This window comes from Oliverpabstia sp. (genome assembly GCF_022785585.1).
GTDB lineage: Bacteria > Bacillota > Clostridia > Lachnospirales > Lachnospiraceae > Oliverpabstia > Oliverpabstia intestinalis.
Map to the genome: position 1 here is coordinate 40,308 of NZ_JALFPR010000140.1, position 7,109 is coordinate 47,416.

The following is a 7,109-nucleotide window of genomic DNA, read 5'->3' on the forward strand; positions in this document are numbered from 1 at the left end:
ATGTATTCACAGCATTTTCCGCATCTGTTTCTTACAGAACTGTCCATCCGGCGCTTCTCTTACTTTTTCCGCATCCTTGCCAGAAAGAAACCATCTGTCTTATGCACTCCGGGAAGCAGTTGCAGCCAGCCCTGGGCGGTGGTTTCACTGTGCAGTTCTTCGCACAGATACGGATCCAGACTTTCCAGTACAAATGGATAATTCTCCGTAAACCATGCCACATTGCTCTGATTTTCCTCCGATGTGATCGTACATGTGCTGTAAATCAGAATGCCGCCGGGTTTTACATAAGAAGCTGCATTGTGAAGGATCTGTTTCTGAAGCACTGCCAGCTCCTGAATCTTATCTTCATCCGTACGATACTTGATATCTGTTTTCTTTCCAATAACTCCAAGACCGGAACATGGTACGTCTGCCAGTACAATATCTGCTTTTTCTACGGATTGTTTATCTAAAAGTGTGGCATCTTTCCGATGCGCACGAATATTCAGTGTCTGTGTTCTTTCAATATTTTCCTCAATGAGACCCACTTTATAATCTGTAAGGTCTCTTGCATCTACCATACCCTGTCCCTGCATCTTATCTGCCATATGAAGACTCTTTCCTCCCGGTGCTGCGCAAAGATCGATCACATAATCTCCCGGTTTCGGATCTGCTGCTTCCGTTACCAGCATTGAACTTACATCCTGCACTACAAACCGTCCCATCACAAAAGATTTAAGCCCTTCCAGATGGCTGTAATCTGACAGATAGAATGCATACGGAAGATATGGTGCCTGTTCAACCGTTGCTCCCTGGCCTTTCAGACTGTTGACCGTCAATTCCTGCTCCACCCGATACAGCTGGCATCGGATCGTCAACGGATGATCCGTCAGAAAATCTTTTAACATGCATTCCGTTGTTTCTGTTCCGTAAGTCTGTACCCATCGTTTTACCAACCACTGTGGTACCGAATAATAAACCGACAGATATTCCTCCGGATCCCTGTTCTTATCCGGATAAATAATCTCTTCTTTTTTTCTTGCCACATTACGCATTACGCCGTTGACAAATCCCTTCAGGCTGTAAAATCCTTTTTTCTGTGCCAGTTTTACCGCTTCGTTGCAGGCTGCAGGATCCGGCACGCTGTCCATAAACATAAGCTGATAAACACCGCTTCGAAGAATGTTACGGATCACCGGTTTCATCTTATTTACTCTGACACTGGAAAACTGATTCAGAACATAATCGATCCGGAGCATATATTCCAGAGTTCCCTCCACAAGCCGGTTGATAAATGCACGGTCCTGTTTCGGAAGATACTGAACTTTATTCAGAGCATTTCGGATTGCCAGATGGCTGTATTCTTTTTCCTGTGTAATTTCCAATAATATCTCCAGGGCGATTCCCCGAAGTTCTGTTCCATTTGCCACGTTTTTTTCCTCCGGTTGTTTCTGTTGGCATCGATTTCCACTGATTCACCGGTATATCATTGATACCGGTATACAGTTCTGAAAACACAGACGCAGCAGTGGCTACGCTGAATCTTCGAGAGCTGTGCAATCGGATCCGCCGCCAAGTCTATGGCGCATTTATTTCGAAAACGATATACTAACAGGGAAGTATCATCCCTTCTTCCACCGTATAGCCACGCAAAAATGCCTGCGCATCCATTCGTTTTTTTCCCTCCATCTGCAGGGTATCAATCTTCAGAATTCCCTCTCCGGTCTGAATCCGGAATCCTTTTGCATCTGCCTGCAGTACAGTTCCCGGTGCTTTTTTCTCACCGTTTTCTTCTTCCACAGATGCTTCCCATATTTTCAAAGTTTTTCCGTTCAGATGGGAAAATGCACTTGGCCACGGATTCAGTCCGCGAATCAGGCGTTCCAGTTCTGTTGCTGATTTTGCCCAGTCCAACTCACCCATTTTTTTACTGATCATGGCTGCATACGGCGTTGTACTCTCTTCCGGCTGTTTTTCAAAAACGGCACTGCCGTCTTCCAGCATCGGAAGTGTCTCAACCAGAAGTTTGGCCCCTGACTCACTCAGACGGTCAAACAGACTGCCGCCAGTCTCTTTTTCATTCAGCGGAACAATCACTTTATTGATCATATCTCCGGTATCCACACCTTCATCCATCCGCATAATAGTAACACCGGATTCTTTATCACCGTTAATCACAGCCCACTGAATCGGAGCCGCACCACGGTAGGCCGGGAGCAGGGATGCGTGTACGTTAATACATCCATATTTTGGCATATGCAGAATCTCTTTCGGAATAATCTGTCCGAACGCCACCACAACGATCACATCCGGATTCAGTTCTTTCATCACCTGAATAAATTCCGGATCTCTTACTTTTTGGGGCTGATATACCGGAAGTCCCAGTTCCATCGCCGCCTCTTTGACCGGTGTGGGCTGCAGGTTCTTTCCCCTGCCCTTTGGTTTATCCGGCTGGCTGACCACACCGGCAATCTCATGACCGGCCTTCGCCAGCTCTCTTAATGTCCCCACAGAAAAATCCGGGGTTCCCATAAATACTACTCTCATCTATTCTCCATCCTCTTCTTCGTAATTCACATCGTGCAGCTCACCTTCCACGTGTTCCACGTACAAGATACCGTCCAGATGTTCACATTCATGACAGATTGCACGTGCCAGAAGTCCTTCTCCTGTCAGAATAAACGGTTCCATATTAATATCCAGTGCTTCTACGGTTACTACATTCGGTCTTGTCACCACACCGGATTTGCCTGGTACCGAAAGACATCCTTCTTCCCCTGTCTGTTCCCCGGAAGTCTCTTTGATCACCGGATTGATCAATACATACGGACCATTCTCATCTCCGATATCAATCACAACAATTCGTTTTAACATTCCCACCTGTGGTGCCGCCAGTCCCACACCATAAGCATCATACATGGTCTCCAGCATATCTTCTATCAGTTCCTGAATCTTTGGTGTCATCTCTTCCACCGGTCTGCAGACTTTGTTCAGGATTCTGTCTCCCATAGTTCTGATTTTTCTGATTGCCATTCTTTTTCCTCCTGTCAGTGATTAAAATCCAGCTGAATCCGAATTTCCCTGAATCCGCTGTTTACTTCTATATATTGTTCCAGTCTGCTCTTTGCCCGCAGCAGCAGCTGGTGATCCTCCTGCTTTATATAAATTACTTTTCGATACATATCGGCGATCTTCGATACGGTTTCATCTGCAGGTCCGATGATCTGCAGCTGTCCGTGACTGTCCACCCGGTTCAGGAATTTTTTTATATATTGCATTCCTGTCTCCAGTAGTTCCTCATTACCACAGCTTCCATGGATCGCCAGTAGATTGGATACCGGTGGATAACCCAGAAGTTTCCGATAACCGATCTCCTCTTCATAAAATGCCCGGTAATCCTGATGCATCGCCGCCTGAATACTGTAATGTTCCGGTTGATATGTCTGGATAATCGCTTCTCCGGGCTTTTCTCCTCTTCCTGCTCTTCCCGCTGCCTGCGTCAGTAACTGAAAAGTCCGCTCACTTGCCCGGTAATCACTGATATTCAGTGAAAGATCCGCCGCCAGCACTCCGACCAGCGTCACTTTCGGAAAATCATGTCCCTTGACGATCATCTGCGTACCGATCAGGATATCTGCCTCCTGGTTTGCAAATGCAGCCAGAATATTCGCATGTCCTTCTTTTTTTCTGGTTGTATCCAGATCCATCCGCAAAACCTTTGCCTGTGGAAACCGCTTTTTTACGATTTCTTCTATCTGCTGCGTTCCCGCACGAAATCCTCCAATATAGGGTGATCCGCACACCGGACACTGCTGTGGTTGTCTCGTCTCATACCCGCAATAGTGGCACACCATTTTTCCGTTCCGGTGCTGTGACAGAGAAACATCACAGTGGGGACATTTCATCACTGTCCCACAGGAACGGCAGGAGAAAAATCCCGCATATCCGCGACGATTCAAAAACAACATGATCTGCTCTTTCTTTTTTAACCGTTCTTCAATTTTTTCCTGTAAAATACTGCTCAAGATCGACCGGTTCCCCTGTTTTAATTCTTTCCTCAGATCTACAGAATAAACCTTCGGCATCTGCCTGTTTTCATATCGGCTGTTCAGTTCAAACAGCCGATACGTTCCATTCTGTGCCTGATAATACGCATCTACCGATGGTGTGGCACTTCCAAGTACCACCGGACAGTGTTCCAGATTGCCTCTCTCAATCGCTGTCTCTCTGGCATGATAACAGGGCACCGTCTCACTCTGGTACGAAGTTTCGTGTTCCTCATCGATCACGATCAGCCCGAGATTCGGAAACGGGGTAAACAGTGCAGATCGCGGTCCGATCATCACCTGCAGTTCCCCTTTTTTTGCCCGTTCAAACTGATCGGAACGCTCACCGGGAGAAAGCCGGGAATGTAAAACAGAGATTCTGTCTCCGAACCGCCGATAGAAACGCTGCACTGTTTGATAAGTCAGCGCAATCTCCGGGATCAACAGGATCACCTGCTTTCCCTGGTTGAGCACTTCTTCCATCAGTTCCATATATACCTGGGTTTTTCCGCTCCCGGTTACCCCGTGAATCACCACCGGGCGAAAATCGTTTTCTCTCCAGCCGTTCAGAATCCCATCCGCCACTTCTCTCTGTGCCGGTGACAGTAGTGCTTTTGTCTGCTCACATTCCGTAGTCTGGATGGGATTACGATACACTTCCGTAGCCTGTACCCGGATCATCCCTGTATTCTCCATGGCCTTTATCACACTGGCTGTCAGATGCAGTTTATCCATTGCCAATGTATAAGAGATCGTATCATTCTCAAGCAGTGCCTCGAGAAGTCTCTGCCTGGCCACATAATGTTTTTTACGGCACAGTTCCAGCTGATTTTCTGCTTCGTCTTTTTCGAGCAACAGACGGATCCAGCGTTTTTCTTTCTGTTTCATCTTCTGTTTTACCGGAAGTACCGTCTTTAACGCCTGAATCATCGTGGCGCCATACTGCTCCCTCATCCAGGCAGCAAGTGCTATCAGGCGGGATTCAATGGAATTGCTTCCTGTCTCCACTCCCCGGATCTCTTTCATGCGGCTGACATCAAAAGAAGGCTGATCCGTCACCCGGATCACGTATCCTTTGATCATCCTTCCTCCATTTCCGAAAGGAACCTGCACCTGCATCCCCGGCTGTAACCTCCCCTCAAGATGCTGTGGAACCAGATACTGAAAGGATCTATCCAGTTTTTCACTGGTAATATCTACAATAATATCCGCATATGTCTTTATCATGCTTTTTTCTTGGCATCTTCTTCCAGAATCTCACGGATCAGTACACGTTCATCCATCGGATATTTCTTTCCTTTGATCTCCTGATAGTCTTCGTGACCTTTTCCTGCAAGTACAATGATGTCTCCCGGTTGTCCATGATGAATGGCGTAAGCAATAGCTTCTTTCCGATCGATGATCTCAACATATTTTCCTTCTGTCTTGCTGATACCTGTTTTGATATCATCAATAATCGCCTGAGGCTCTTCATTTCTCGGGTTATCGGATGTGATGATCGTCAGATCTGCCAGTTTACCGGACACTTCTCCCATCTCAAACCGGCGGTCACGGGAACGGTTACCACCACAGCCAAACAGACATACCAGACGGTTCGGTTTATATTCTCTCAGTGTGGTAAGAAGGGATTCCAGGCTCATCGCATTGTGTGCATAATCGATCATCAGAGTGAAATCATCAGATACCTTTTCCATCTCGATTCTGCCCTTTACTTTTGCACATTTCAGGGCTTTGCATATGTTTTCTTCAGATACGTTAAAATGTCTGCAGATTGCAATAGCCGTCAGCGAATTGTAAATACTGAATTTTCCAGGAAGATCGATCTCCACCGGAAAATTCAACAGTCCCTGCAGATCATAGGAGATTCCCAGCACTCCTTTTTTTGTAAGCAGTTCAGGATTGACCGCGCGAAGGTCTGCCTCCGGTGAAAATCCGTAAGTCTCCAGACTGCAGGTATGTCCGTCAATGATCTTCTCATAATGTTCGTCATCTCTGTTGACAATACCGATCCGGCACTGACGAAGTAACATCTTTTTACAGGACAGGTAATGTTCAAAGCTGGTATGTTCGTTCGGTCCAATGTGATCTGGTTCGATATTGGTAAAGATACCGATATCAAAGGTGAATCCTGCGGTTCGATGAAGCATCAGTCCCTGGGAGGATACTTCCATCACTGCACAGTCACAGCCTTCATCCAACATCTGTCGCAGATATTTCTGCACCAGAAGAGATTCCGGTGTGGTATTTGCAGACGGGATCACGGTATCTCCGATGATTGTTTCGATGGTTCCGATCAGACCCACTTTGTAACCGGCATTTTCCAGAATGGATTTTACCATGTAGGTCGTTGTGGTTTTTCCTTTTGTTCCGGTGATTCCGATCACACGTAGCTTATCTCCCGGATAATCATAGTAGGCTGCTGCCACAAGTGCCATCGCATACCGGCTGTCCTTTACCTGGATCACTGTCACATCCTCCGGCACTTCTACCGGTTCTTCCACGATAATTGCCTTCGTTCCCTGTCCGGCTACACTTTTTGCAAATGTATGACCATCCACAACAGCACCACGGATACAGATAAAAAGAGAACCTTCCTTTGCTTTTCTGGAATCCGCAACGACTTCCTCTATTTCCTGATCGAGAGTGCCCTGCAGACATGTATATTCCAAACGTTCTAGAATCTTTGATAATTTCATCAACTTCAACCTCCTTTGGATCGCGGGCAGGTCAATTGCCCATAGATATTTATAGAATAGCATATTTTGCACAAAAAAAGAAGAGGGGGATGGGATTTTGCGGGGAAATGGTTATGAGGCGGACGCCGGAGAAGGGGACGGGCGGTTAGGGGAACTTTGAGCTAGCCGCTAACTCCGGCTATTATTCACGAGGGTCAGCTGACCCTCGCGAAAGCCTACGTAAGCGTCGGATCTCAAAGCTTCCCCTAACCGCCCACCAGTGCGTTCGCCTCATAACCATTTCCCCGCAAAATCCCATCCCCCTCTTCTTTTTTTGTGCAAAATATGCTATTCTATAAATATCTATGGGCAATTGACCTGCCCGCGATCCAAAGGAGGTTGAAGT

Annotated in this window: 5 protein-coding genes; all 5 read right to left on the bottom strand. The window is 46.8% G+C overall.

Annotated elements, in window-relative coordinates; genetic code table 11:
- Positions 1-59 precede the first annotated feature (59 nt).
- The 5 genes from rsmB to MSA64_RS09965 all read right to left on the bottom strand — a co-directional run bounded on the left by rsmB (position 60) and on the right by MSA64_RS09965 (position 6,724).
- Positions 60-1,412, bottom strand: a complete 1,353-nt coding sequence (rsmB, locus tag MSA64_RS09945; RefSeq protein WP_277663712.1) for a 16S rRNA (cytosine(967)-C(5))-methyltransferase RsmB — start codon at positions 1,410-1,412, stop codon at positions 60-62.
- 178 nt (positions 1,413-1,590) lie between these two features.
- On the bottom strand, positions 1,591-2,529 hold the full coding sequence (fmt, locus tag MSA64_RS09950) for a methionyl-tRNA formyltransferase (RefSeq protein WP_277663711.1): 939 nt from the start codon (positions 2,527-2,529) through the stop codon (positions 1,591-1,593).
- A complete protein-coding gene (gene def, locus MSA64_RS09955) occupies positions 2,530-3,015 on the bottom strand; it encodes a peptide deformylase (protein ID WP_154431332.1) in 486 nt (161 codons plus the stop codon).
- Positions 3,016-3,029: 14 nt separating this feature from the next.
- A complete protein-coding gene (gene priA / locus MSA64_RS09960) occupies positions 3,030-5,255 on the bottom strand; it encodes a replication restart helicase PriA (RefSeq protein ID WP_277663710.1) in 2,226 nt (741 codons plus the stop codon).
- Positions 5,252-6,724, bottom strand: coding sequence for a UDP-N-acetylmuramoyl-L-alanyl-D-glutamate--2,6-diaminopimelate ligase (locus tag MSA64_RS09965; protein ID WP_022171025.1), 1,473 nt, complete (start codon positions 6,722-6,724; stop codon positions 5,252-5,254). Before MSA64_RS09965 ends, priA begins: the two co-directional genes overlap by 4 nt.
- Positions 6,725-7,109: the final 385 nt, after the last annotated feature.